Here is a 22,230-nt window from a genome sequence, read left to right as displayed (position 1 = left end):
CCGGCCGGCACCGTTCCAGCAGCACCGTCCGAGCAGCACCGTCCGAGCAGCACAGAGGGGGAACCATGGCCATGGTGTGCGTGGACGCGGGCACCACCGTGATCAAGGCGGTCGGGTACGACGACGCCGGCCGGGAGGCGGTCGTCGCCCGCCGGCCGCTGCACCTGGACCGGCCGCGGCCCGGCTGGGCCGAGCAGGACATGGGCCTGGTCTGGGAGACCGTCGCGTCCGCCGTCCGGCAGGTGGCCGGCGGGCTGGACGCGCCGGTCGAGGTGATCTCGGTGACCGCGCAGGGCGACGGCGTCTGGCTGGTCGACGGCGCCGCCGAGCCGACCGGCCCCGCGATCCTGTGGAACGACGGGCGCGCCGCCGACGTGGTGCGCGCCTGGCATGAGGCGGGCGTCCCGGGCGAGGCGTTCCGGCTGAACGGCTCGCTGCCGTTCCCCGGCGTCACCAGCGCGATCCTGGCCTGGCTCGCCGAACACGAGCCGGCCCGGCTGGAGCGGTCGGCGGCGGCGCTGACCTGCGGCGGCTGGCTCTTCGCGCGGATGACCGGACGGGTCGCCGTCGACACCTCCGACGCCTCCGCCCCCTTCACCGACATCCGCCGGGGCGCCTACTCCGACGAGCTGCTCGCCCTCTACGGCATGCCGTGGGCGCGGCGGCTGCTCCCCCCGATCGCGGCCGACGACGGCCGGACCGGCGAGCTGACCGGCGCCGCCGCGGACCGGCTCGGGGTGCCCGCCGGGACGCCGGTCGTGATGGCGCCCTACGACATCGCCGCCACCTCGATCGGCTGCGGCACCGTCTCGGCGGGGCAGGCGTGCAGCGTGCTCGGCACGACGCTGTGCACGCAGGCGGTCGCGGGCGGGGTGGCGCCGGACGCCGAGCCGGCCGGGTTCACCATCGCGCTCGGCCTGCCCGGCCGCTACCTGCGCGCGTTCCCGACGCTCTCGGGCGGCGACGTCGTCCAGTGGGCCTGCGATCTGCTCGGGCTGTCGCATCCGGCGGAGCTCGGCGAGCTCGCCAGCCGCGCGCGGCCGGGCGCGGGCGGCCTGGTCTTCCTGCCGCACCTGTCGCCCGCCGGGGAGCGCTCGCCGTTCCTCGACCCGCTGGTGCGGGGCGGGTTCCTCGGCCTGTCGTTCGAGCACCGGCGCGAGGACATCGCGCTGGCCGTCCTGGAGGGGCTGAGCCTGGTCGTCCAGGACTGCCTGGCAGCGACGCTCGCCCAGCCGACCGAACTGCGGATCTGCGGCGGCGGCGCGTCCAGCGCGGTCTGGGCGCAGCTCATCGCCGACGTGACGGGCCTGCGGGTGCTGCGCTCGGCGGACGCCGAGCCGGGCGCCCGCGGCGCGTTCCTGATGGGCCTGGCCGCCACCGGCCGGGTCTCCCGGATCGAGGACGCCGTCGACCGGTACGTGACCCTGCGGGACGCGTTCGAGCCCGACCCCGCGCACACCGGCTTCTACCGCGAGCTGTACCGCGACGTGCTGGTGCTGCGCGACGACGTCCGCGCCCACGGCTCCCGTCTCGCGGGGCTGCGGGACCGCGCCAAGGGGGTGGCGTGACCACTCCCGGGGACGACGAGGTGTGGCTGGGGATCGACCTCGGCACCCAGAGCGTGCGCGCGCTCGCGGTGACCGGTGACGGCCGCATCGCGGGCAGCGGCGCCGAGCCGCTGACCAGCGTGCGCGACGGTCCTCGCCACGAGCAGGACCCCGCGTCCTGGTGGGCGGCGGTCCGGACGGCCTGCCGGCAGGCGCTGAGCACCGTCCCGGCGGGCGCCGTGCGCGGCGTCGCCGTGGACGGCACGTCCGGCACGGTGCTGCTGATGGACCGTTCCGGAAATCCGCTGACGCCCGCCCTCATGTACGACGACCGGCGCGCCTCCGCCGAGACCGCCCGCGTCAACGAGGCCGGACGCGCCGTCTGGGCCAGGCTCGGCTACGGCCGCATGCAGGACGTGTGGGGCCTGCCCAAGCTGATGTGGCTGCTGCGGAACGAGCCGTCCCTGGTCCCGGGCGCGCGGCTGGCGTCGCAGACCGACTTCGTCAACCGGTGCCTGGTGGGCCGCGATGTCGCGGCCGACCTCAGCAGCTCCCTCAAGACCGGCGCCGACCTCATCGAGGAGGACTGGCCGCACGAGGTGATGGCCGCCCTCGGCGTGCCGGACGGCCTGCTGCCGCCCCTGGTCCGGTCCGGCGCGCGGCTCGGCACCGTCGGCGCGGACGCGGCGGACGCCACCGGCATCCCCGCCGGGACTCCGGTGTTCGGCGGCGCGACCGACGGCTGCGCCGCGCAGCTCGGCGCCGGGGTGGTCGAGCCGGGGAGCTGGAACTCCGTTCTCGGCACCACCCTGGTCCTGAAGGGCGTGACCCGCGACCTGCTGCACGATCCGGCGGGCGCCGTCTACTCGCACAAGGCGCCCAACGGCACCTGGCTGCCCGGCGGCGCGTCCAGCACGGGCGCCGGCGTCATCGCGCGCGACTTCGCCGGACGCGACCTGGACCGGCTCGAAGCCGACGCGCGCGCGTACGAGGACACCGATGTGGTCGCCTACCCGCTCGGCGCCGACGGTGAGCGGTTCCCGTTCGTCGCCCCCGACGCCCGCCCGTTCGTCCTCGGCGCCCCCGCGGACGACGGCGAACGCTACGCGGCCGTCCTGAGGGGCGTCGCGTACGTCGAGCGGCTCGCCTACGACCACCTGGACTCCCTCGGCGCGCCCCTGGACGGCCGGATCGTCCTCACCGGCGGCGCGACCAAGAGCGCCTACTGGTGCCGGCTCCGGGCCGACGTCCTCGGCCGTTCCCTGACCATCCCGCAGAACGCGGAGCCCGCCCTCGGCATGGCCGTCCTCGCGGCGTCTGCGGGGCGGGACCCGGCCGAGGTCGCCGCCCGGATGGTCCGGGTGAAGGAGACGATCGACCCCCGGCCGGGCGCCGCGGCCCGCCACGCACACTCGTACCTGCGGCTGGTCGGCGAGCTGGAGCGCCGTGGATGGCTCCCGCCCGCGTCCGCCGCACACGTCCGGAAAAGGAACCCTGAATGACCCGCCTCGTACTGGTCCGCCACGGTGAATCCGAGTGGCACCGGGAGAACCGCTATGCCGGAGTCAGCGACGTCGGCCTCACGGCGCGCGGCGTGGCGCAGGCCGGGCGGCTCGCCGTCTGGGCCGCCGCCGCCGGGCTGGACGCCGTCTGGTCCTCCACCCTCGGCCGCGCCCGGGTGACCGGCCGGGCCTGCGCGGACGCCACCGGCCTGGAGCTGCGGTCCGACGAGCGGCTGCGCGAGCTCGACTTCGGCGTGGGCGAGGGGCTGACCGTGGGCGAGATGGACCCCGGGGTGCTGGAGGCGTTCCGCCGCGACCCGGTCCGCGACCACTTCCCGGGCGGCGAGGACCCGGCCGCCGCCGTCAAGCGCTTCACCGCCTGCCTGGACGACATCGCCGCCGCGCACCGCGACGGCCGCGTGCTGGTCGTCGCGCACACCACCGTGATCCGCCTGTCGCTGTGCCACCTGATGGGGGTGCCGCTGAGCGAGTACCGCCGGCTGTTCCCCAGCCTCGGCAACTGCGCCATCAGCGAGATCGCGCTCCGGCCCGGCCAGGTGTCGGTGCTGGAGTTCAACACCCCCCTCGACCACGCCGCTTCCGCCCTGGAGACCTCATGACCGTCCGCGTGCTGACCGCAGGCGACCACTTCGTCCAGAACCGCCTGCTCATCGAGGCCCTGCGCCGCGAGGTCCCGGACGGCGGGCTGGAGATCGCCGAGCTGACCCTGCCGTGGCCGCTGGAGCCGTTCGGCCGGGTCGGCGAGGTGGACGAGGCGTCCGGCACCGAGGCCCAGCTGATCGAGGCCCTCCAGGGCGCCGAGATCTGCCTCACCCAGATGGCGCCGCTCACCCGCGGCATCCTGGCGGCGTCCCCCGACCTGAAGCTGTTCGGCATCGGCCGCGGCGGGCCGGTCAACGCCAACGTCGAGGCCGCGACCGAGCACGGCGTCCTGGTGTCGTTCGCGCCGGGCCGCAACGCGACCGCCACCGCCGAGCACACCCTGGCGATGATCCTCGCCGCAGTGCGGCGGATCCCCGCCACCCACGCCGAGCTCGCCGCCGGGCGCTGGCGCAGCGACTACTACCAGTACAAGGAGGTCGGCCCCGAGATCGAGGGCAGCACCGTCGGCCTCGTCGGCCACGGCGCGATCGGACGCCGCGTCACCCGGATGCTGGAGGCCCTCGGCGCCGAGGTCCTGGTGTACGACCCCTACGTCACCCAGGACGCGCTCGCCGGCTCCGCCCGCCTCGCCTCGCTCGACGAGACGCTGGGCCGCTCGCGCATCGTCACCCTGCACGCCCGCGTCACGCCCGAGACGACCGGCCTGATCGGCGCCGCGCAGCTCGCCGCGATGCCCGAGGGGTCGGTCATCGTCAACTGCGCCCGCGGCGCGCTGCTCGACTACTCCGCCGTCTGCGACGCGCTCGACTCCGGCCACCTGTTCGCGGCGGCGTTCGACGTGTTCCCCGAGGAGCCCATCCCGGCCGGATCGCGCCTGCTCACCACTCCCGGCATCGTGATGACGCCGCACCTGGCCGGGGCGAGCAAGCAGACCGCGGCGAACGCCGCCGACATCATCGCCGCCGACGTCCGCCGCTACCTGGACGGCGCCGCCCCGGTGCACTGCGCGAACCCGGAGGCCCTCCGGCTCGCCTAGCGTCCGCGGGCAGCGGGCCGCGGGCCGCGGGACCCGCCGCGAACGTGAACGCTTCGGGTGGAGGGGCCGAGCAATTCCCGGCCCCTCCACCCCGGCCCTTCAGTCCGGCGCCGTGGCCTCGCCACCGGCCCGGACGCGCTCCAGGACCTCCTGGTGCACGTCCGCACCAGTGCGTCCTCTGAGCGGAACGGGGCTGCCTTGCAGCGTGTACCACTCGTCCGCGCCGGTGTACTGGACGGCGATGTGCGCCTTGTCGTCCCGGACGGTGGTCACGACGGTCAGGTCCCCGGTGACCACTCCGACTTCGACGGTCATGACCCCGCCGGGCCCCGCGGTCACCTGATCCTCATGGGTCATCGGCAGGTGTCGAGCATCTCGGTCAGGCTGCTCCGCTCCGCCGCGGTGACGTTCAGGCGATAGAGGTGTTTGATGTCGATCCACGCTCGGCTGTATGTGCACCAGAAGGACCGTAGCGGCGGCTTCCACTGGTCGGGGCTCTGATCGCCCTTCGAGCGGTTGGACGCGGCGGAGACCGCGACGAGCTGCGGGTGGACGAGGTCGTTGGCGAACTCCCTGCGGTGCGGGGTGGTCCAGGTGTCGGCGCCCGACCTCCAGGCGTTGGCGAGCGGGACGACATGGTCGATGTCGAGCTGGGACGCGGAGGTGAAGGTCTTCCCGTCGTAGACGCTGAGCCAGGTGCCCGACACCGCGCGGCACTTGGCGTCCTGGGCGACGTTCCTGCCGTCGCGCTTCAGCACGACCTCGCGGGTGTCGCAGTCGGCGCCCTGCTGGGCCCAGTGCGGGAACTTGGCACGGCTGTAGCCGGTCATCGGATGCGGCGCGGCCACGGTGAGTCCGCTCAGCTCGGTGCGCGCCTTGGCGGCGGACGAGGGCTCGGGCAGCTCGCGCGCGGACGCGGCGGTGGCCGTCCACGCGGTCACGGACAGGGACGCGGCGAGACCGGCGGCGATCCGCCGGGCGGATGTTCTGATCATGATCTACATGTAGATCGAATCTCCCTCCGGGGCCGGGAGGTGATGATCAGGGCGCGTCCGGGCGACAAGCCTCAGTCCGGCACGCTTGGACGCGATTCCGGGATCCCGGACCGGCCGCCGCGCGCGTGATCTAGGGCCCGAGGACTCTATTTCCCAGGTGATCGATTCGAGCAGAATTCCCGCCATGGCCAAGCCTCCGGGCATGCGCGCATTCGTCGGCGCGCTCGCCCTCGCCCCCACCGTTCTGCTCGTCTCGATTCCGACGGCCGCGCACGCCGCGGCGCCCGCCGCGCCCACCGCGCCCATGCGCGCGCCCGTCACCGCCCCGGTCGCGCCCGCGTCCGGCGGCATCTCGATCCAGACCACCAAGACGCTCTCGATCGTCACGCAGACGCAGTCGACCGGCTACTACTGCGCGCCCGCCGCTGGACGGGTGCTGCTGTCCCGGTTCCTCAGCAAGTCGAAGCTGCCCTCGCAGAAGTACATCGCGGGCAAGATGTCGACGAAGACGTCAGGTACCACCAGAAGCAATAACATCAAGGGCCTGAACAACACGGGCATCCGCAACAAGCACGAGTTCATCAACACCCACCCGAGCAACGCCGGGAACCTGTGGACGTTCGTCATCAACTCCACCAAGAAGGGCTGGGTGATGGCGGGGGGTGTCCAGTACGGCCACCGTCCCTACGGCCGCACGACCAGCGACAAGACCGGTCACATCATCGTCGCCTACGGCTACTCGACGACCGGCGGTAAGTACATCTACTGGTGGGACCCGATCGACAACTCGCGCCACAAGGCGTCGTTGTCGAAGTCCTGGTCGTCCATCAGCAGGGGAGGCAAGTTCCTGATCGGCTGAGCGCCGTGAGCCGGGGCAGCCCCTGTGGCTGCCCCACTCACCGACGCTCCCGGGACCCGGCAGAGGATCACGCGCCCACATTCCCACCCACGCTGTCGACGTTCCGTTGTACTTTGGGCGTTCGCTGGAATCTTCGGTACAGGCGAGAGACCGGGGGCCGGATGGGCGTTCGCAGCATCCTGTTCGAAACGCTCGAGCACGCCGGGGAACCGGGCGTCGCGGAACCCGGGCACTTCCGCGACCTAAACCTCGACCAGATCGTGCGCGCGGCCACGGAGGCGGCCGGCGCGGAGGCGGTCGCCCCGTACTTCCGCCGCCCGCTGCGCGACCCCGGCCTGGTCGCCTTCCGCCAGCACATCTTCCGCGACCTGGAGGACCCGGCGGTGCGCCGCGTCGCCGAGCGCTTCACCGCGTCGGTCGCCCGGACGCGCACCCGGCTGGAGGCGCTGGCGCGCAGGAAGCACCCGCCGCAGGCGCACCGCTGGTTCCTGGAGATCGTGCTCGACTACACCGCGGCGGTGAGCGGGCTCGCCGAAGGACTCGACACGTCCGGCGCGGCCTCGCCCGGCCTGCGGGCGCTCCGCGACGACGTGGCCGAGCACGTCCGGGCCGCGCCCTTCGGCGCTCTGCGCGAGGGGGCGCGGCGGTTGCGCGACCGGCTCGGCGAGGTCCGCTACGACATCCTCCTGCGCGGCGACCAGGCCGGCGTCGCCCCGCACGACGAGGACGGGCGGTTCGACTACACCGAACGCGTCCTGGCGACGTTCGAGCGGTTCCGGCAGGAGCCGCCGCCCGAGGAGCACGAGGACACGGCGCCCGCGCTCGGCCTGGACGTCGTCGAGGCGGGCATCCTGGACCTGGTCGCCGAGCTGTTCCCCACCTTGTTCGGCGACCTGGCCGCGTTCCGCGGTGCGCACCGGGACTTCGTGTCCGCGGAGATCGTCCGCGCCGACCGCGAACTGCGGTTCTACCTCGGCTACCTGGCCTTCCTCGCGCCCGTGCGCGAGGCGGGCATGCCGACCTGCTACCCGGCGGTCTCGGCCACCGGCGGGGAGCTGCTCGCTCGCGACGTCTACGATCTGGCGCTGGCCGCCAAGCTGGCCGCCGACGGCGGACGCGCGGTGACCAACGACCTGCGCCTGGACGGTGCCGAGCGCGTCCTGGTCGTCTCCGGGCCGAACCAGGGCGGCAAGACCACCCTGGCGCGCGCGTTCGGCCAGTTGCACCACCTCGCCGCGCTGGGCTGCCCCGTCCCGGGACGGGAGGTGCGGATCTTCCTGCCGGACCGCGTCTTCACCCACTTCGAGCGCAGGGAGACCCTCGGCGGGCTGGCCAGCAAGCTGGAGGAGGAGCTGCTGCGGATGCGCACGATCCTTGAGCACGCGACCCCGCGGAGCGTCATCGTCCTCAACGAGATCCTCAGCTCGACGACCCCGGACGACGCGCGCCTGCTCAGCGAAGCCCTGCTCGCCTCGATCGTCCGACTGGACGCGCCCTGCCTGTGGGTGAGCTTCGTCGACGAGCTGTCCCTGATGAGCCCCACGGCGGTGAGCATGGTCGGCACCGTGGCCGGAGACAGCACGACCCGCACCTACAAGGTGGTCCGGCGGCCCGCCGACGGCCGCGCCCACGCGCTCGCCATCGCCGAGCGGCACGGCCTCACCCACGCGCAGATCATCGGAAGGGTGCGCCGATGAGGCCCGGACTGCTGTTCGCGGGCGACGGCGCTGCGCCGCCCGCCGCCGCCGACGCCGACGACCTCCAGCTCGACGGCCTGTGGGCGGCCATGGCGCGCGGGGACGAGGGCCTGTACGCCGCGTCCCGGACGGTGACCCTCGCCCCGCTCACCGACCCGGCGGCCATCGCCCACCGGCAGCGGGTGCTCGGCGACTGCCTGGAGAACCCGTCCGCCGTCCGGTCCCTGCACGCGCTGGCCACCGAGGCGGTCACCGAGCAGCAGCGGATCTTCCACGGCGCGACCTTCAGCCGGTCGCTGCGGATGCTGGAGCAGTCCTGCGGGCAGCTCCGGCGGCTCCGCGACCTCGCGTCCGGACACGCGCGCGCCTTCCGCTCGCCCGGCTTCACCCGGCTGTTCGCCTCCCTGCGGACCGAGCTGGACGAGGACTACCTCCGCGGCGCGGAGGCACTGCTCGACCAGCTCCAGTTCGAGCACGGCATCCTCGCCGAGGCGCGCCTCGGACCGGGCAACAGCAGTACCGGCTTCCGCCTGCACGAGCCGCCAGGCAAGGGGCGCGACCCGTCCGTCCGGCGGTTCCGCAAGTCCGGGCTGACCTTCACCGCCCCGGCCGACAACGAGGAGAGCTGGCGCGCGCTGCCCGCCTTCCGCAACCACGTCCTGGCCGACGTCTCGCGGGCGGCGGCCGACTCGGCCGCGCACGTCCGCGACTTCTTCCTCGCCCTGCGCGACGAGCTGGGCTTCTACGTCGGCTGCCTCAACCTCGCCGAGTCCCTCACCGGCCTGGGCCTCCCGATCTGCATGCCGCAGGTGGGGGACCCCGCGGCGGCCGCGCGGAACCTCTACGAGCCGTGCCTGGCGCTGCTGCGCGGCGGGGCGGTCGGCAACGACCTCGACGCGGCCGGGGCCGCGCTGATCATGGTCACCGGCACGAACCGGGGCGGGAAGTCGACCTTCCTGCGCAGCGTCGGGACGGCGCAGCTCATGATGCAGTGCGGGATGTTCGTCCCCGCGCGGCGCTTCGCGGCCCCCGTCGCCCACGGGATCTTCACCCACTTCAGGCGCGAGGAGGATCGCTCGATGTCCAGCGGCAAGCTGGACGAGGAGCTGGCCAGGATGAGCGCGGTCGTCGGCCGGCTGAGCCCCGGCGCGCTGCTGCTGTGCAACGAGTCGTTCGCCTCCACCAACGAGCGCGAGGGCTCCGACATCGCGGCCGAGATCATCCGTGCGCTGACCGGCCTCGGCGTGCGCGTGGTGTTCGTGACGCACCTGTACGACCTGGCCCGCCGCATGCACGCCGACGCGGACCCCGGCCGGCTGTTCCTCACCACCGAGCGGGACGCCGGAGGCGAGCCCACCTTCCGGATCGTCCCCGGCGAGCCCTCGCCCACCGCCCACGCCCGCGACCTCTACACCCGCGTGTTCGGCGATGCGTAGTTTCTTGCTCGCCCGGCCCGGCGTCCTCGCCTGGCGGCTCGGACGCCGACCGTGCTCGGGCGAGCGCGACATCGCTTCGCGATCTGGCCGGTGAGGCTCGCCTCCGGCTTCGCCCCACCGGCCAGGTAGCGCGCTCGCGCAACGGCTGGGCACTTTGAGACAGGCCCCGCGCCCGCCCGAGGAGGAGAGCGCCTTCGCCGGCCTCGTTCTCAACGGCCGACGAGCCCTTGGCGGCGCTCACATTCTGCGACCGTGCGTAAACGGGGTCCTTTTCCAGGCGTAGACCTTAGGGCCCAGGGGCCCTATTTCTCAGGTGATCGATTCGAGCAGAATTCCCGCCATGGCCAAGCCTCCGGGCATGCGCGCATTTGTCGGCGCGCTTGCCCTCACCCCTGCCGTCCTGCTCGTCTCAAGCCCGACGGCCGCGCACGCCGCGGCACCCGCGGCGCCCGTGCGCGCGCCCGTCACCGCCCCGGTCGCGCCCGCGTCCGGCGGCATCTCGATCCAGGCCACCAAGACGCTCTCGATCGTCACGCAGACGCAGCCGAACAACTACTACTGCGGGCCCGCCAGCGGCCGGGTGATGTTGTCCCGGTTCTTCAGCAAGTCGAAGCTTCCCTCGCAGAAGTATCTCGCGGGCAAGATGTCGACGAAGAAGTCCGGCACCAGCAACAGCAACCTCATCAAGGGCCTGAACAACACGGGCATCCGCAATAAGCACGAGTTCATCAACACCCAGCCGGCCAATTCCGGGAAGCTGTGGACGTACGTCACCAACGCCACCAACAAGGGCTGGACGATGACGGGCCGGGTCGAGTTCGGCCACCGTCCCTACGGCCCCACGAACAGCGACAAGGCCGGCCACTACATCGTCGCCTACGGCTACTCGACGACCGGCGGTAAGTACATCTACTGGTGGGACCCGATCGACAACTCGCGCCACAAGGCGTCGTTGTCGAAGTCCTGGTCGTCCATCAGCAGGGGAGGCAAGTTCCTGATCGGCTGAGCGCCGTGAACCGGGGCGGCCCTCCGTGGCCGCCCCACCGGTCGCCCTGACGCCTCAGCGCGCCGCCGAGATGTGCGGGTGGCGCCTGGTCGGGAGGGTCCTGCGACGGGGTCCCGGACCGCAGGCTCTGGGGCGCCTGCCCGCCTTCCACCGGCGTATACGCGGGCTGTCAGAAAAATCTAACACTGCCAAATCTTCTTCTGCGTCACTAACGTCGTCAACGGCGACGAGGAGTGCGTTTTCGCGTCCCGTCCCGAGTCCGAGCCCGCACGCCCCTGACGGGCGAAGGGCAGCCGCGGCGCGGCGCCGGCTCCTCGTCGGGCAGGGGAACCGTCGCCACGGGCGCGTGGTTCCCATTCCTTCAGGCCGACCGTGGCTGCCGCACGTCGTTTTCACCGTAGGACGCAAGGAGATCGTGCATGTTTGACCGCATAGCCGAGCTGGCGATTCGCCGGTCCCGGCTGGTCCTGGTGGTCGCCACCCTGGCCGTGGCCCTGATGGGCGTCGTGGGCGCCGGGGCGTTCGCCAAGCTGGTGGGGGGAGGCTTCGACGACCCGGCCTCCGAGTCCACCCGTGCCGGGCGGGTCATCGACGAGAAGTTCGGCGGGGAGACGAACCTGGTCCTGCTGGTCCGCGCGCCCGAAGGGGGCGTCGACGCCGCTGCCGCCAAGCAGAGCGGCCAGGCCTTGGCGGCCGACCTCAAGAAGGAACACGACCTTGAGAACGTGATCTCCTATTGGGACACGGGCAGCCCTGATCTCCGTTCCAAGGACGGCCGCCAGGCCATGGTGCTCGCCACGATGAAGGGGGAGGACAAGGAGCAGGAGGAGAACCTCCAGGGCATCCTCGACGCCTACACCGGACCCGACAAGGGCGGGCTCTCCGTCCAGGCCGGAGGGGCCACCGCGGTGGCCGGCGAACTGTCGACGCAGGTGGTGAGCGACCTCGTCCTGGCCGAGAGCATCGCCGTCCCGCTGACGCTGGTGCTGCTCCTGGTCGTCTTCGGCAGCGTGGTCGCGGCCGTGCTGCCGCTGATCATCGGCACCATCGCGATCGTCGGGACGTTCGCCGAACTCGCCCTGCTCGGCGGGTTCACCGACGTCTCGGTCTTCGCGACCAACCTGACCACGGCCCTCGGCCTCGGCCTCGGCATCGACTACGCGCTGCTGATGATCAACCGGTTCCGGGAGCAGCTCGCGGCCGGGGCGGAGGTGAACGACGCCGTCCGGCACACCGTGCACACCGCGGGCCGGACGGTCGCGTTCTCCGCCGCGACGGTGGCCGCCGCGCTGGCGGCGCTGCTGGTGTTCCCGCAGTTCTTCCTGCGCTCGTTCGCGTTCGCCGGGGTCGGTGTGCTCGTCGTCGCCGCGGTCAGCGCCCTGATCGTGATGCCCGCGCTGCTCGGCGTCCTCGGTCACCGGGTCAACAGCGGCCGGCTGTCGTGGGCCAAGTCCGAGCGGCCGGACGCCCGGGGGTCCATGTGGGGACGGCTGGCCGGCACCGCCATGCGACGTCCCGCGCTGACCGCGCTGCCGGTTCTCCTGGTGCTGCTGCTGGCCGCGAGCCCGCTGCTGGGCGTCAGCTTCGGCACGTCGGACGAGCGGGTGCTGCCCGAGGACGCCGAGAGCCGCCAGGTCGCGACCGCGCTGCGGGAGAACTTCGGCGGCAACGACGCCGCGGCCATCAACATCGTGATCGACCGGCCCGTGGCCGCGGGCCCGCTGGGCTCGTACGCGTCCGAACTGTCCGGGCTCAAGGGCGTCGTCCGCGTGGCCGCGTCCACCGGGGACTACGTCGGCGGACGGCCCGCGGCGGCAGGTTCCGGCAACGCCGCCCTCGGCCGTCCCGACGCTCAGCGGATCAACGTGGTGAGCTCGCTGGCGCCGAAGTCGGACGAGGCCCAGGCGCTGGTCGAGCAGGTGCGGTCGGTCACGGCGCCGGCCGCCGAGTCGCACCGCCTGGTGGGCGGACGCGACGCCGAACTGGTGGACTCCAAGGACTCCATCGCCAGCCGGCTCCCGCTCGCCGTGGGGCTGGTCGCCCTCACCACCTTCCTCCTGCTCTTCCTGTTCACCGGCAGCGTCGTGCAGCCGCTGCGCGCGCTGGTCCTCAACATGGTCAGCCTGGGAGCGGCCGTCGGCGTCATGACCTGGATCTTCCAGGACGGCCACCTCGCCTCCCTGCTCGGCTTCACCCCGCAGCCGATGGACACGTCGATGACCGTGCTGATGTTCTGCATCGCCTTCGGCCTCTCGATGGACTACGAGGTGTTCGTCCTCAGCCGGATCAAGGAACTCCACGACCAGGGCGAGGGGACCGAGTCCGCCGTGGTCAACGGCCTCGGGCACACGGGACGCATCGTCAGCGCCGCGGCCTGCCTGCTGGCGGTGAGCTTCTTCGCGTTCGGGACGGCCAAGGTCAGCTTCATGCAGATGTTCGGCCTCGGCAGCGCGCTGGCCATCCTCATCGACGCGGTCGCCGTGCGCGGCATCCTCGTGCCCGCCGCCATGCGGCTGCTCGGCCGCTCGGCCTGGTACGCGCCCGGGTTGATGCGCAGGTTCCACGGACGATTCGGGCTCAGTGAAAGCGGCCCCGCGCCCGCGCCGGGTTCGGTGGCCAGGGTGCCGCACGCGATGGACTCAACGCAGGTCTGACCACGCGGGACCACGCCCCCGCCGCGCCGGAAGCAGGCAGCGGCGGGGGCGGCTTGCGTCGCTGAACCGTCGCCCCGCGTCCGTGGGACCGTGGTCTACGCATCCGTCCCGGCAGGCCAGGCGCGCGCCGCGCTCCGCGCCGCGCCGAGCAGCTCCGCGCGGCCGACGCCGTCGCGGGCCTGGGCGGCCATGCCGGTCAGCACGGTGTCGACGAACACCGCGATCTCGTCGGCCTCGTCGTCCGAGGAGAGCTCTCCCTCCGCGGCGGCCCGGCGCAGCCGCGCGCGGATCGCCGAGCGCGTCTTCCGGCGCCGCTCGGCGAGCCGCGGCTCGCCCATGACGAGGCAGCCGGGCGGCGACCCGGGCGCGGTGAAGTGCTCCGCCGAGGACCGCAGCAGGCGCTCGATCGCCTCGCGCGCGGAGGCCGCCGACAGGTCCCGCTCCAGGTCGTCGTCGAGATGCTCGGTGTACAGCGCGGACGCCTCCTCGAACAGGGCCTGCTTGTCGCCGAAGGCCGCGTAGAGGCTCGGCGCGGCCAGCCCGGCCTCCGCGCAGAGCTGCGCGACGCTCACTCCGTCGTACCCGCGCTCCCAGAACGCGCGCATCGCCATCCGCAGTACCGCGTCCCGGTCGAACGTCCTCGGTCTACCAGCCATGCCAATACTTTACCGCACGCTAAAGAATCTGCTACGTTACTTCTGTAACGCCCACTAAATAATGCTCGGCCGGGCGCCGCCAGGCGGTCCGGCCGAAGGGAGCGCAGTGATGAGCTACAACGGCTACCAGTCCCTCGTGGTCCGCGCCGAGGACCGGGTCGCCTGGGTCACGATCGACAACCCGCCGGTCAACACCCTCGACGCCACGCTGGCCGGCGACCTCAAGGCGTTCGCGACCGAGGTGCGCTCCGACCCCGGCATCGCCGTGATCGTCTTCCAGTCCGCCAACCCCGACTTCTTCTCCGCCCACGCGGACTTCGAGTGGTCCTTCGACCCCAGCACGCTCATGGCGCTGGCCGATCCCGACGCCGACCCGTCCCTCAACCCTCTCCAGCAGCTCAACGAGCTGCTGCGCACCCTGCCGCAGGTGACGATCGCGAAGCTGCGCGGGTACGCGCGGGCGGGCGGTGTCGAACTGGCGATGGCCGCGGACATGCGGTTCGCCGCCGCGGACCGCACCTGGCTGTCGCAGCCGGAGTCGCTGATGGGCATCTTCCCCGGCGGGGGCGGCACCCAGTACCTCAACCGGCTGGTCGGCCGCGCCCGCGCCCTGGAGATCGTGCTCGGCGCGGAGCCGTTCGGGACCGAGCTCGCCGAACGCTACGGATGGATCAACCGCGCGGTGCCGGACGAGCACCTCGACGCCTTCGTCGACACCCTCGCGCGGCGCGTCGCGGTCCTGCCCGAGGGCGTCGCCGCCGCGGCGAAGGAGGCGCTGGACGCGGCCGAGGCGAGCGGCCCCGTCCCGAACCTCACCGAGGAGGCGACCGCCCACGCGAAGGTCTACCCGTCCCCGGACGACGTCGTCGACCGGCTTCGGGTGGTCATGGAGCATGGCGGGCAGACGCGTGACGGTGAGCTGCGGCTCGAGCGCCTGCTCGAGGGCATTCCCTGGGCGCACCGATCCTGACCGGCTCGCGGACCGGCCTGCCCGGCCGGTCACAACGCCGCCGAGTCGCCACCGGCCCTTCCCGGTGGCGACTCGGCGGTCGCTGATCCCCAGAGGCACCCGTGCGGGTCAGCCCCGGTGCAGGACGGTGTGCAGCGTGTGGACGGCCTGGTCGATGGCGGCCTGGGCGCCGTGCGTCTCGCGCAGGGCGTTGAGCATCACGAAGTCGTGGATGACGCCGAGCTGGCGGATGGCGGTGACCGGGACGCCCGCGGCGCGCAGCTTGGCGGCGTAGGCCTCGCCCTCGTCGCGCAGGACGTCGGCCTCGGCGGTGATGACCAGGGCCGGCGGCAGCCCGGCGAGCTGCTCGGTGGTGGCCCGCAGCGGCGACGCGGTGATCTGCGCGCGCTCGTTCTCGTCGGTGGTGTACTGGTCCCAGAACCAGTGCATACCGTCGCGGCGCAGGAAGTAGCCCTGGGCGAACTGGTGGTACGAGCCGGTGTCGAAGGCGGCGTCGGTGACCGGGTAGAACAGCACCTGCTGGACCAGCGGCACGTCCCCGTGCTCCTTGGCCATCAGGGTGAGGGCGATGGCCATGTTGCCGCCGACGGAGTCTCCGGCCACGGCGATGCGGGACGCGTCCAGGCCCTTGCCGGCGCCTTTGGCGACCACCCAGCGGGCGACCGCGTAGTTCTGCTCGATGGCGACCGGGTACCGGTGCTCGGGCGAGCGGTCGTACTCGGGGAAGACCACGGCGGCGCCGGCGCCGACGGCCAGCTCCCGGACCAGGCGGTCGTGGGTGCGGGCGTTGCCGAAGACCCATCCGGCGCCGTGGATGTAGATGACGACGGGCAGGGGGCCGGCGGCCCCCTTCGGCCGGACGACGCGCGCCTGGACCGATCCGGTCGGGCCGCCCTCGACGGTGACCCATTCCTCGTCGATCTCGGGCGCGGAGATCTCGCCGGACTGGACCTCGTCCACCGCGGCACGCGCCTCGTCCACCGGCAACTGGAACAGGAACGGCGGGTTGGCGGTGGCCTCGGCGAACGCGGCGGCGGCGGGCTCGAGGACGGGAGTCGGGGTCGGATGCTGGTCGGACATCTTTACTCCTTCGCTGGTTCTGGGGGAGGCTCCGCCGGTCGGGCACGACGGGGAGACGCTGTCTGAAGCCCGCGGGGTACGGCTCTCGGCGCAGAGAGCGACCGCCTCAGTCCAGCCATCCGGACATGGCCTTGAGGACGGCACCGCCGTCCAGGTCCGCGAGGGAGAGCCGGGCCGAAGCGACGGCGGCCTCGGACGTCTGCCAGCGGAAGCGGGGCGTGCCGGTCGTCGCCGCCTCGATCACGACCGCCGCCGCATCCTGAACGGCCTGCGCCCGTGCCATGGCCGCGTAGGAACTCCGGAGGAACTTCTCGGTCAGACCGCGGTAGGGGTCGTCGGGGTCGGACAGCGCTTGGAGGTCGACGTTCTCGGCCATGTTCGTGGAGACGTGCGCGGGCTCGACCACGCTGACCACGACACCGAAACGGGCCGCGACCGGCGCCAGGGACTGCATCAGCCCTTCAAGGGCGAACTTCGATGCGCAGTAGGCGTCGAGGAACGGCTGGCCGACGACCGCACTGTCGCTGGTGACGCTGACGATTCGGCCGGCACCGGATTCCCGCATCGACGGCAGCACATGCCGGGTGAGCGCGGCGGCGCCCAGGAGATTGACATCGAGCTGCCTGCGCAGGACGGCGTCATCGAGCTGCTCCAGGGTCCCCGCGACGGACTGGCCGGCGTTGTTGACGAGGATCTCGACGGGCCCGAACTCGGCCGCCACCTCGTCGAGGCACGCACGGGCACCGTCGTGGTCGGTGACGTCGAGCCTCCGCACCGTCAGGTCGACCCCCTGGTCGGCGGCCTCGGCCAGCAGCGGGTCCGCCCGGCCGGTGTCCCGCATCGTCGCGACGACTCGGGCTCCCGTGCGCGCCAATCCCACGGCGGTGTGCAGACCGATCCCGCTGGACGTCCCCGTGACGAGCGCGACCTTGTTGTCGCTCATATATCGAACTCCTGCCTGGAGCGAGGTGCCGTCACCCGTCGTCCCGGCCGCGGCATGCCACCGACTCGGTAAAGTGTGCCTCTGTTGATCAGAGTAACACTCTGATCAACAGCCCGGCGACCGCTCCCGCCGTGGGCCGGTCGGTAGACTCTGCGCCTCACCTGTCAGAGCAAGGGGTCCGGAGGCGGAGATGGACGGCAGCCAGGCCACGGGCCGTCGGGCCGAGTACGCCGAGGCGACGCGCGCGGCGATCGTCCAGGCCGCCCGCGCGCTGTTCGCCCAGCAGGGCTACTTCGCCACCACGGTCGAACAGATCGCGAAGCAGGCGCGCGTCGCCCCCGCGACCGTCTACGCGGTGACGGGAGGGAAAAAGGGGCTCATCGTGATATTGAGCGATATCTGGGGCGCCGACCCGATCCTGCGCAGCAGCCTCGACCGGCTGGCCGGACTCGACGACCCAGCGCAGATCCTGCGGCTGGTCGCCAGCGCGAGCCGGCAGGTACGCGAGAAGTACGGCGACATCATGCGGGTGATGCTCGCGACCGGCCCGCACGACAGCGTGGCAGCGGAGAAGCTCAGGCTCTCCACGCACCGGTACCGCGGGACGCTGGCCACGGTAGCGGGACGCCTCGACGAGCTCGGCGGCCTCGCCCCGGGCATCGACGCGCGGCGCGCCGCCGACGTCCTGTGGTTCTACTTCGGCTACAGCGGATACTTCACGCTGCTCGACGACACCGGATGGTCCTTCTCCAAGGCCGAGCAATGGCTCTTCGACCAGTGCGCCGCAGCCTTGCTGTATCCGAACTCACCGGCGTTCCTCGACGATGGATCCGCACGAGCCTGAAGTACTCGCGCTCACTCATGTCGGTCAGGTTCGTCACCCACGAAATTCTGCCGCCCTGGCCGCCCTCGACCGTTCCATGTCCGGTGTCTCCGTCGCCGCGGCGTGGTTGCGTGCCCAGGAGGGGAGCCAGACCGTCCCGGGGAGCGGTGTCAGGCTTCCGAGGTGGTCGATGATCGCCCGGAGTCCCGGGTGCGGATTCGTTCTGGGGAGGATGAGTGAGAGCGGGTACGCGAGCGTCGGATTCACGATCGGGATGCGGCGCAGGTCGTGGTTGGTCGGCCAGATGTACCGGTCGCGCGCGCCCACGAGGGTGGCCACGTCCGCGGAGTCCGCGAGGGTGTCGAGGAGAACCTCGTTGCCGAAGTTCGGGCCCGCCGCGTCGACGCGGAGGTCGAAGTCGGTGGTGAGCTGATCGTAGAACTCCGCCCATTCGCTTCGCGGCGCGATACCCGGCACCCAGATCCGGTGCCGGCGCAACTGGGGCGGTGTCAGCGTGCGTGCGGAGGCGAGCGGATGTCTCGGGCCGACGAGGAGTTCCAACGGGGAGTCGAACGCGCGGATCATTCGCACGTCGCGCGGCAGCGCGGCCGGGTCGGTGATCGTGCGGAACGAGGCGTCGATATCGCCTGCCTGGACGGCGGCGACCGCCACGCGCGGGTCGTTGACCCTGAGGACCACCACGTCGAGGTCGGTTCCGGGATGCGACCGCCAGTAGTCGTGCAGGACGACGGCCTGCGCGGACCGCAGGCCGAGAACGTCGATCCGGAGGGCCCGCGAGCCCGGTCTGATCGCGGTGATGGCGCGATCGATGCCCGTGACGGCGTTCCGGGCGTGCGGGAGGAAGGCCTGGCCGTCGAGTGTCAGCTCGACCCCGCGGGCGGTGCGGGTGAACAACCGGACGTCGAGTTCGCGCTCGAGGGTCGCGATCCGCTTCGACACGGCCTGCTGTGTCACGCCGAGTTCGTCGGCCGCGTGTTGCAACTGCCCGAGCTCGGCCGCGCGGACGAACGATCGCACCGCTTCGGTATCCATGGACCCAGCCTATGGGTGCCCAACCGATCGTTGTGGCTCGCCGGTCGCCGGTTGTTTGATCCCGTGACAGTGCGGCTGATGCGATACAGAGACCCGAACATCGGTTGTCACAAGGGAGTCGCATGCGCGTGCAGTTGGGACGCAGCTTCGGTTGGCTGTGGTCGGCCTACGCCGTCAGTACATACGGCACGTGGATCGCCTTCGGAGCGTTCCCGCTGATCGCGGTTCGAGTGCTGCACTCGTCGGCATTCGCCGTTTCGCTTCTGGAGGCGGCCGGGCTCGCCGTCGCGGCGGCCGTCGCGCTCTCGCTCGGGCCGTGGGTCGAGCACCGGGCCAAGCGTCCGGTGATGATCGCGATGGACCTGATCCGGTTCGTCGCGATGGCGAGCGTTCCGATCGCGTACGTCCTCGACCTGCTGTCCTACGGCCAGTTGCTGGTCGTCTCGGTCGTCTCCGGGACCGCGAACATCGCCTTCGGCGCCGCATCGGGCGCGTATCTGAAATACCTCGTCCGTGGCGATCACCTCCTTGTGGCGAACGGGAGGTTCGAGGGCACGAGCTGGGCGGCTACCGCGGTGGGTCCGCCCCTCGGCGGTGCGCTCATCGGGTTGGTCGGCCCGGTCGTCACCGTCATGGCCGACGCCCTCAGCTACCTGCTGTCCGCGCTCGGAGTCCTCCGCATCCGCGGAGGCGACGTCGCGGCACCCCGCGAGCGGGCCACCAGGTTGCGCGGATCCGACCTTCTCGCGGGCTGGCGGTTCATCCTCCGCGACCGCGTACTACGGCGCCTGTTCCTCAACTCGATCCTGGTCAGCGGCCTCATCATGGCCGCCCTCCCGCTCCTGTCCGTCCTCCTGCTGGGCCAGTACCACTTCCCGGCCTGGCAGTACGGTCTCGCCTTCGGCGTCCCGGCACTCGGCGGCTTCGTGGGCGCCCGCCTCTCCGCCCGCCTGGTGACCCGCTACGGCCGGCGCCGGGTCATGACCGTCTCCGGCTGGCTGCGATCGCTCTTCCCGCTCGGTCTCGCGTTCGTCCAGCCCGGTATCCCCGGACTGCTCACTGTGATCCTCGTCGAGGGCCTGCTGATCACCTGCATGGGCGTCTTCAATCCGATCTACGCGACGGAACGCCTGCAACGGACTCCCGCGGACCATGCCGCCCGGGTCCTCACCGCCTGGAGTGTCAGCAGCAAACTCCTCCAGGCCGCCCTGATGGTGATCTGGGGCGTCCTCGCCACCCTCACCAGCCCGCTCGCCGCGATCACCATGTCCGGCGTCCTCCTGCTCGCCACCCCGCTCCTGCTGCCCAAACGGACGGACTCGTCCGACCCTGAGCCCGCCGCGAGCGGCAACGTCCTGGCCTCCCACAGCTAGAGGTCCAGTGGCCACACGCGTACGGCATCCACACGGCAGTTGCTGATGATCACTGGACGGCCTTCCAGCTCGGTCACTCCAACGCCGTTCACCTCGTAGGGATGTCCGCTGATCGGCCGGTCCACCAGGCGTCGTTCCGCCAGATCCCAGACGCACACGGTGCCGTCCTCAGCGCCCGTCACGGCGACCGGACGGCCGTTCGCGCGGCCCGCGGCCAGGCAGGTGATCCTGCCGCCGGGCACGGCGAGGGGCTCGTCCCACTCGCCGGTGTCAGGATCGCCCAGCATGAGACCGCTCCCTCCAGCGGCCACCACGCGCGGGCGGCCGTCCACGGTGGCCAGGGCAAAGTCGCTCGGCCCCTCGCCGGCACGGTCGAAGCGGGCGAGGGGGCGGGCGTCGTCGATGTCCCACACGAGCACCGCGCCGCGACGGTCGCCGGCCACCACGACCCGCCGGTCCTCCACCATGCCCGCCGCGACGGCGCTGCCGGTGAGCGACCGGGCGCACAGTTCCCAGATCTCGGCCCGGAAGATGCGGGGGAAGGGCTGATCGGCAGGGTCGTCCGGCTCCCCGGGTCCGGCCACCGTCGGCTCCCACACGTGTACGGCCGTCTGAGAGGTGCCGCCGAAGACGAACAGCGCGCGTCCGCCGAAGTCGGCAGCGGTCGCCGAGGCCACGCCGCCGTCCTGGGCGAACAACCTGACCTTGCCGGTCTCCAGGTCCCATTGCGCGAAGCCCTGGTGGTCACCGCCGCCGCCGATCAGGATCCGGCCGTCCACGACCGCGGCGCCGAGTGCGGTGATCTCGGTGTAGCCGCCCTTCTCCTCGAACCACGGGTCGTCGAGCGAGTGCTCCGTCCATAGGTCGCGGGCCGGGTCCCAGGTACAGGCGCGGTGGTGGCGGTCCTGGGTTCCGACGAGAAGAGGCCGGCCGTCGAGGACGACGAGGTCGAAGTCCCAGATGTCCCCGAAGGGGCACGAGCTGGTCAGGATGGAGGCAGAGACGGACATGCCCGGCATCGTAGAGCCCGTTCCCTCAACCGGCCTGCCCCCTGGGAGACATCGTGAGCATCTTGGCGACCGCCTCGATGATGACATCAGGACGATCTCCCGCGATGTCATGCGAACTTCTTTCGGCGGTGACGAGATCGCGATTCGGTGCGGCGTTCACGAACCGCTGCTGGGCGTCTCGCCAGAGTCGCGCGTCCTCGGGCGTCTCGAAGGGGGTCTTCGCCGAGACGATGGCGGTCGCCGGAATGCTCTGCGGCCAGGAGACCTTGTGGTAAGCGCGGTGCATCGGACCGTATTCGGCCGCGGTGGCCTGAAGCTGGCGGGTCTGTTTTGTCGAGGGCTGGTCCTTGAGAGCCGCTATCTGGGCCTTGTTCGCGGCTTCGATCCTCGCCGTCTCGGCGTCGGTGTAGAAATCCGGCAGGCTGGCGTCCACGAGGACGGCGCCCGCCGCCCATTCGGGGTTCTTCTTGGCGAAGTAGGTGGCGACCTCGCCCGCCTGGGAGTGCGACACCAGGACCACGTCGCGGGTGATGCCCAGTTTCGTGAGCCCGGCCTCCAGGTCGGACACGGCGTTCTCGACCTTCCACGGCCCGGGGACCTCGTCGCTCTTCCCCAGGCCGGCCCGGTCATAGGTGACGACCATGGAGCCGGTCTTCTGGGCCAGGACGGGTGCCAGCTTCGTCCAGTAGGACGAGTCCTCGCCCCCGCCGGCGTCCAGGACGACGGCCGGGAGACGGCCGGGCACGACGTTGAAGGCCAGGTTGTGGTCACCGTTCGCGATCATGTGGACGGACGGCGCCGAAGGCCGGCTGGAGGCAGTCGGCCGAGCGGCACCGGCGGGCTTCCCAGCGGCGGGTGGATTCGCGTCCGTACAGGCGGTGATCCCGGTCAGTGCGGTGGCCAGAGAAATGGCCACGAAGGCCGGCCGGAGACGACGCTTCTTCCGTGCGGTATCAACCATCTGGA

General features: G+C 71.9%; 20 protein-coding genes. 12 read left to right on the top strand and 8 right to left on the bottom strand.

Annotated features, from left to right (window positions below; genetic code table 11):
* The first annotated feature begins 65 nt into the window (after positions 1–65).
* Genes OHA34_RS17445 through OHA34_RS17430 form a run of 4 tightly spaced genes read left to right on the top strand, consistent with a single transcriptional unit; the run spans position 66 to position 4,709 of the window.
* Positions 66–1,568, top strand: a complete 1,503-nt coding sequence (locus tag OHA34_RS17445; protein WP_285942232.1) for an FGGY-family carbohydrate kinase — start codon at positions 66–68, stop codon at positions 1,566–1,568.
* A complete protein-coding gene (locus tag OHA34_RS17440) occupies positions 1,565–3,049 on the top strand; it encodes an FGGY-family carbohydrate kinase (RefSeq protein WP_285942231.1) in 1,485 nt (494 codons plus the stop codon). Before OHA34_RS17445 ends, OHA34_RS17440 begins: the two co-directional genes overlap by 4 nt.
* Positions 3,046–3,669, top strand: coding sequence for a histidine phosphatase family protein (locus OHA34_RS17435; protein ID WP_285942230.1), 624 nt, complete (start codon positions 3,046–3,048; stop codon positions 3,667–3,669). The genes OHA34_RS17440 and OHA34_RS17435 overlap by 4 nt, the downstream gene beginning before the upstream one ends.
* Complete coding sequence (locus OHA34_RS17430; RefSeq protein ID WP_329522216.1) at positions 3,666–4,709, top strand: 2-hydroxyacid dehydrogenase; 1,044 nt, start codon at positions 3,666–3,668, stop codon at positions 4,707–4,709. Before OHA34_RS17435 ends, OHA34_RS17430 begins: the two co-directional genes overlap by 4 nt.
* A 99-nt stretch (positions 4,710–4,808) precedes the next feature.
* Here the strand turns inward: OHA34_RS17430 and OHA34_RS17425 are convergent, their stop codons facing one another.
* Positions 4,809–5,066, bottom strand: a complete 258-nt coding sequence (locus tag OHA34_RS17425) for a hypothetical protein (protein ID WP_329522215.1) — start codon at positions 5,064–5,066, stop codon at positions 4,809–4,811.
* Entirely contained in the window at positions 5,063–5,704 is a 642-nt protein-coding gene (locus tag OHA34_RS17420; RefSeq protein ID WP_329522214.1) for an HNH endonuclease family protein, read from the bottom strand. The genes OHA34_RS17425 and OHA34_RS17420 overlap by 4 nt, the downstream gene beginning before the upstream one ends.
* Positions 5,705–5,888: 184 nt before the next feature.
* Between OHA34_RS17420 and OHA34_RS17415 the strand changes: the two genes are divergently transcribed.
* The 5 genes from OHA34_RS17415 (at position 5,889) to OHA34_RS17395 (ending at position 13,356) form a co-directional block, all read left to right on the top strand.
* A complete protein-coding gene (locus tag OHA34_RS17415; protein ID WP_285942226.1) occupies positions 5,889–6,563 on the top strand; it encodes a C39 family peptidase in 675 nt (224 codons plus the stop codon).
* A gap of 161 nt (positions 6,564–6,724) precedes the next feature.
* Positions 6,725–8,260 (top strand): MutS-related protein, encoded by a 1,536-nt coding sequence (locus OHA34_RS17410; protein WP_329522213.1) that lies wholly within the window; start codon positions 6,725–6,727, stop codon positions 8,258–8,260.
* Entirely contained in the window at positions 8,257–9,696 is a 1,440-nt protein-coding gene (locus OHA34_RS17405; RefSeq protein ID WP_329522212.1) for a MutS-related protein, read from the top strand. Before OHA34_RS17410 ends, OHA34_RS17405 begins: the two co-directional genes overlap by 4 nt.
* Positions 9,697–10,036: 340 nt before the next feature.
* Positions 10,037–10,702 carry a C39 family peptidase gene (locus OHA34_RS17400; RefSeq protein WP_285942223.1) on the top strand — a complete coding sequence of 222 codons (666 nt, stop codon included), beginning with the start codon at positions 10,037–10,039 and terminating at the stop codon, positions 10,700–10,702.
* Between the two features lie 419 nt (positions 10,703–11,121).
* A complete protein-coding gene (locus OHA34_RS17395; protein WP_329522211.1) occupies positions 11,122–13,356 on the top strand; it encodes an MMPL family transporter in 2,235 nt (744 codons plus the stop codon).
* A 95-nt stretch (positions 13,357–13,451) separates the two neighbouring features.
* Here the strand turns inward: OHA34_RS17395 and OHA34_RS17390 are convergent, their stop codons facing one another.
* A complete protein-coding gene (locus OHA34_RS17390; protein ID WP_285942219.1) occupies positions 13,452–14,012 on the bottom strand; it encodes a TetR/AcrR family transcriptional regulator in 561 nt (186 codons plus the stop codon).
* 109 nt (positions 14,013–14,121) lie between these two features.
* Between OHA34_RS17390 and OHA34_RS17385 the strand changes: the two genes are divergently transcribed.
* A complete protein-coding gene (locus OHA34_RS17385; protein ID WP_285942218.1) occupies positions 14,122–14,982 on the top strand; it encodes an enoyl-CoA hydratase/isomerase family protein in 861 nt (286 codons plus the stop codon).
* 108 nt (positions 14,983–15,090) lie between these two features.
* Here the strand turns inward: OHA34_RS17385 and OHA34_RS17380 are convergent, their stop codons facing one another.
* Both OHA34_RS17380 and OHA34_RS17375 read right to left on the bottom strand, forming a co-directional pair.
* A complete protein-coding gene (locus OHA34_RS17380) occupies positions 15,091–16,062 on the bottom strand; it encodes an alpha/beta hydrolase (protein WP_285942217.1) in 972 nt (323 codons plus the stop codon).
* A 106-nt stretch (positions 16,063–16,168) separates the two neighbouring features.
* Positions 16,169–17,005, bottom strand: coding sequence for an SDR family NAD(P)-dependent oxidoreductase (locus OHA34_RS17375; protein WP_285942216.1), 837 nt, complete (start codon positions 17,003–17,005; stop codon positions 16,169–16,171).
* Between the two features lie 190 nt (positions 17,006–17,195).
* Between OHA34_RS17375 and OHA34_RS17370 the strand changes: the two genes are divergently transcribed.
* Positions 17,196–17,849, top strand: a complete 654-nt coding sequence (locus OHA34_RS17370) for a TetR/AcrR family transcriptional regulator (RefSeq protein WP_329522210.1) — start codon at positions 17,196–17,198, stop codon at positions 17,847–17,849.
* A 33-nt stretch (positions 17,850–17,882) separates the two neighbouring features.
* On the opposite strand, the gene OHA34_RS17365 is transcribed toward OHA34_RS17370, so the two are convergent.
* Entirely contained in the window at positions 17,883–18,881 is a 999-nt protein-coding gene (locus tag OHA34_RS17365; protein WP_285942214.1) for a LysR family transcriptional regulator, read from the bottom strand.
* A 122-nt stretch (positions 18,882–19,003) separates the two neighbouring features.
* Here OHA34_RS17365 and OHA34_RS17360 point away from each other — a divergent pair, with 122 nt between their 5' ends.
* On the top strand, positions 19,004–20,254 hold the full coding sequence (locus OHA34_RS17360) for an MFS transporter (RefSeq protein ID WP_285942213.1): 1,251 nt from the start codon (positions 19,004–19,006) through the stop codon (positions 20,252–20,254).
* Here OHA34_RS17360 and OHA34_RS17355 read toward each other — a convergent pair.
* Positions 20,251–21,264, bottom strand: coding sequence for a WD40 repeat domain-containing protein (locus tag OHA34_RS17355; RefSeq protein WP_285942211.1), 1,014 nt, complete (start codon positions 21,262–21,264; stop codon positions 20,251–20,253). The genes OHA34_RS17360 and OHA34_RS17355 overlap by 4 nt on opposite strands.
* 25 nt (positions 21,265–21,289) lie before the next feature.
* Positions 21,290–22,225 (bottom strand): alpha/beta fold hydrolase, encoded by a 936-nt coding sequence (locus OHA34_RS17350; RefSeq protein WP_285942210.1) that lies wholly within the window; start codon positions 22,223–22,225, stop codon positions 21,290–21,292.
* Positions 22,226–22,230: the final 5 nt, after the last annotated feature.

The organism is Spirillospora sp. NBC_01491, assembly GCF_036227065.1.
Taxonomy (GTDB): domain Bacteria; phylum Actinomycetota; class Actinomycetes; order Streptosporangiales; family Streptosporangiaceae; genus Spirillospora; species Spirillospora xylanilytica.
This window is presented reverse-complemented; position numbering and strand designations above follow the sequence as displayed.

Excerpts from the sequence above, each read along its gene's own strand:
- OHA34_RS17420 (WP_329522214.1), bottom strand. The coding sequence starts at position 5,704 with ATGATCAGAACATCCGCCCGGCGGATCGCCGCCGGTCTCGCCGCGTCC.
- OHA34_RS17435 (WP_285942230.1), top strand. The coding sequence starts at position 3,046 with ATGACCCGCCTCGTACTGGTCCGCCACGGTGAATCCGAGTGGCACCGG.
- OHA34_RS17385 (WP_285942218.1), top strand. The coding sequence starts at position 14,122 with ATGAGCTACAACGGCTACCAGTCCCTCGTGGTCCGCGCCGAGGACCGG.
- OHA34_RS17375 (WP_285942216.1), bottom strand. The coding sequence starts at position 17,005 with ATGAGCGACAACAAGGTCGCGCTCGTCACGGGGACGTCCAGCGGGATC.
- OHA34_RS17395 (WP_329522211.1), top strand. The coding sequence starts at position 11,122 with ATGTTTGACCGCATAGCCGAGCTGGCGATTCGCCGGTCCCGGCTGGTC.
- OHA34_RS17355 (WP_285942211.1), bottom strand. The coding sequence starts at position 21,264 with ATGTCCGTCTCTGCCTCCATCCTGACCAGCTCGTGCCCCTTCGGGGAC.
- OHA34_RS17360 (WP_285942213.1), top strand. The coding sequence starts at position 19,004 with ATGCGCGTGCAGTTGGGACGCAGCTTCGGTTGGCTGTGGTCGGCCTAC.
- OHA34_RS17400 (WP_285942223.1), top strand. The coding sequence starts at position 10,037 with ATGGCCAAGCCTCCGGGCATGCGCGCATTTGTCGGCGCGCTTGCCCTC.
- OHA34_RS17370 (WP_329522210.1), top strand. The coding sequence starts at position 17,196 with ATGGACGGCAGCCAGGCCACGGGCCGTCGGGCCGAGTACGCCGAGGCG.
- OHA34_RS17405 (WP_329522212.1), top strand. The coding sequence starts at position 8,257 with ATGAGGCCCGGACTGCTGTTCGCGGGCGACGGCGCTGCGCCGCCCGCC.
- OHA34_RS17390 (WP_285942219.1), bottom strand. The coding sequence starts at position 14,012 with ATGGCTGGTAGACCGAGGACGTTCGACCGGGACGCGGTACTGCGGATG.
- OHA34_RS17430 (WP_329522216.1), top strand. The coding sequence starts at position 3,666 with ATGACCGTCCGCGTGCTGACCGCAGGCGACCACTTCGTCCAGAACCGC.
- OHA34_RS17425 (WP_329522215.1), bottom strand. The coding sequence starts at position 5,066 with ATGACCCATGAGGATCAGGTGACCGCGGGGCCCGGCGGGGTCATGACC.
- OHA34_RS17380 (WP_285942217.1), bottom strand. The coding sequence starts at position 16,062 with ATGTCCGACCAGCATCCGACCCCGACTCCCGTCCTCGAGCCCGCCGCC.
- OHA34_RS17445 (WP_285942232.1), top strand. The coding sequence starts at position 66 with ATGGCCATGGTGTGCGTGGACGCGGGCACCACCGTGATCAAGGCGGTC.
- OHA34_RS17415 (WP_285942226.1), top strand. The coding sequence starts at position 5,889 with ATGGCCAAGCCTCCGGGCATGCGCGCATTCGTCGGCGCGCTCGCCCTC.
- OHA34_RS17410 (WP_329522213.1), top strand. The coding sequence starts at position 6,725 with ATGGGCGTTCGCAGCATCCTGTTCGAAACGCTCGAGCACGCCGGGGAA.
- OHA34_RS17350 (WP_285942210.1), bottom strand. The coding sequence starts at position 22,225 with ATGGTTGATACCGCACGGAAGAAGCGTCGTCTCCGGCCGGCCTTCGTG.
- OHA34_RS17365 (WP_285942214.1), bottom strand. The coding sequence starts at position 18,881 with ATGGATACCGAAGCGGTGCGATCGTTCGTCCGCGCGGCCGAGCTCGGG.